The organism is Sphingobium sp. IP1 (assembly GCF_002708645.1).
Classification (GTDB): domain Bacteria; phylum Pseudomonadota; class Alphaproteobacteria; order Sphingomonadales; family Sphingomonadaceae; genus Sphingobium; species Sphingobium yanoikuyae.
This window is the reverse complement of record NZ_NOIW01000231.1, coordinates 1-2514: the sequence shown is the minus strand read 5'-3', so window position 1 is coordinate 2514 and position 2514 is coordinate 1. Positions and strand designations below refer to the sequence as shown.

Sequence of the window (2514 nt, the reverse complement as noted above, 5' to 3'; positions counted from 1 at the left end):
GGGTGGGACATTCCGCCTCTCGACAAGGCGGCCTGGCTTTGCGATCCCTATCCCCATGAGGGAGAAGGAATTACGCCTCGCGCTCGTCTGTTATGGCGGGATCAGCCTGGCCGTCTACATGCACGGCATCACCAAGGAAATCTGGCACCTGACGCGGGCAAGCCGGGCCTTTCATGACGGGGTGGCGCCGCAGGGGGCGAGCGAGGCGGTCTATCATCGGCTGCTTGCCGATATCGAGGCGGCGAGCGGCACGCGACTGCGCATACTGCCCGACATCATCGCCGGCGCCAGCGCGGGCGGGATCAACGGCATCTTCCTGGCCCAGGCGATCGAGACCGGCCAGTCGCTGGAACCGCTAACCGCGCTGTGGCTGGACAATGCCGATGTCGACGAACTGCTCGATCCCGATGCCCGCCCCGCCCGCGCGCTGACCAAATTCTGGGCGACGCCGCTGGTATGGATGGCCGCGCGCCGGCCCGGCGACGCGGTCGAGCGCACGGTGGCGCCCGACACGCGCGAGGAGGTGCGGATGAAATTGTCGCGCTTCATCCGCTCGCGCTGGTTCGAGCCGCCCTTTGGCGGGGAAATATTCTCGACCATGCTGCTCGACGCGTTCGACGCGATGGCGGCGACGCCGGCCGGCCCGTCGCTGCTGCCCGACGGCCATCCGCTCGACCTGTTCGTCACCGTCACCGATTTCGACGGCCATGTGCAGAGCCTGAGCCTCAACAGCCCGCCCCAGGTGATCGAGACCGAGCATCGGCTGTCGATCGGCTTTCGTGGCCGGGGCGGCAGCGCCAGCGGCTTTGCCGATCCGGCCGAGCTGGTCTTTGCCGCGCGCGCCACCGCCAGTTTCCCCGGCGCCTTTCCGCCCTTCACCGTGCGCGAGCTGGACCGGGTATTGAAGCGCCGCCACCGCGCCTGGCCCGGCCGCGACGCCTTCCTGGCGCGCGTGCTGCCGCGCCGGGCGGCACGGGGCGAGGCGGAGGACGCGGTGCTGATCGACGGATCGGTACTGGCCAACGCCCCCTTTGCCCAGGCGATCGGCGCGCTCAAGAACCGGCCGTCGCGGCGCGAGGTCGACCGCCGCTTCGTCTATATCGATCCCAAGCCCGGCCACCGGTCGATCCACCTCAACCGCGAGGGCGAGGAGGAAGTAGCGCCGATCGGCGAGAATGCGCCGCTCCCCGGCTTTTTCCGCACCATCTTCGGCGCGCTGTCGGACATTCCGCGCGAGCAGCCGATCCGCGACAACCTGGAGGCGATCGACCGCCATTCCGCCCGCATCCGCCGCATGGGCCGGATCATCCAGGCGCTGCGCCCCGGTATCGAAGCGGAGGTGGAGGGGGCGATCGGCCGCATGCTGTTCCTCGACCGGCCGACGCCGGCGCGCCTGTCCGCCTGGCGCGGCAAGGCGCAGCAGCGTGCCGCCGCCTCGGCCGGATTCGCCTTCCCCGCCTATGCCCATCTCAAACTGTCGGGCATCGTCGAGGATCTGGCTGCACGCCTGTTCCAGCTGAGCGGCGAGGATGCGCCGATGATGCGCGAAGCCTATCGCCAGGCGATCTGGAGGCAGGTGCGCGCGATCGGCGCCGACCAGTTGACCGAGGATGCCGGCTCCGCCGCCGCGCCCGTCCTGTTCTTCCGCACCCATGACCTGGCTTTCCGCATCCGCCGCCTGCGCTTCCTGGCCCGGCGGCTGGCCGAGACGCTGGAACTGGAGGCCGATGCCGACAGCGAAGCGGTGCAGGCGATGCACGATGCCATCTATCGCGCGCTCGCCCTTTACACCGAATGCGAGGGCAATGATTTCTACAATGACCATGTCCGCGCCGCCGCGGCGCAGGTGCCGACCGACGCCGGTGCCGCGCTGGAGGCGATGGCGCGGGCGCGCGGCCTGCGTGCCCGCGACGAGGCCGCCGACATGCTGCTGGCCGAGGCGCTCGCCAACCTGCCCAAGGCCGGGCGCCGCACCATGTTGCTGGCTTATCTGGGCTTTCCCTTCTCCGACATCGCGACCTTACCGTTGCTTCAGGGTGACGCTGTCGATGAATATGATCCGATCAAGGTCGACCGGATTTCGCCCGAAGATTGCACCGCCATCCGCGCCGGCGGCGCCAACGCCACGCTAAAAGGCATAGAATTCAACAATTTTGGCGCCTTCTTCAGCCGGGTCTATCGGGAGAATGACTATCTGTGGGGCAGGCTCCATGGGGTGGAGCGTCTGCTGGATATCGTAATTTCCGCAATTCCTGCCCCAACCCGTCTTCCCGAAGGGGCGTTGCGCAACTATAGGCGGGCGGCGTTTCTGGCGATCCTCGACGAGGAAGAGTCGCGCTTGCCGCATGTTGCGGATCTGATCGCCGGACTGCGGGAGGAAATCGGGTGAAGGGGCGTTTGAAGCTGTTTCCGATGATGCTGGCGCTGGTGCTCGTCACCGGCTGCAAGGGCTCGTCCGACGACAGCGCACAGGCCGCCCCGGTCAGCGTACCGCAGCAGGTGGCCGTTGCCGTG

Annotated in this window: 1 protein-coding gene; it reads left to right on the top strand. The window is 68.1% G+C overall.

Features of this window, described 5'->3' with window-relative positions; translation table 11 throughout:
• Positions 1-55: 55 nt before the first annotated feature.
• A complete protein-coding gene (locus tag CG471_RS29600; protein ID WP_099234640.1) occupies positions 56-2389 on the top strand; it encodes a patatin-like protein in 2334 nt (777 codons plus the stop codon).
• The last annotated feature ends 125 nt before the right edge of the window (positions 2390-2514 follow it).

What these genes read in the sequence shown, in the direction of transcription:
- CG471_RS29600 (WP_099234640.1), top strand. Translation starts at nt 56, where the DNA reads ATGAGGGAGAAGGAATTACGCCTCGCGCTCGTCTGTTATGGCGGGATC.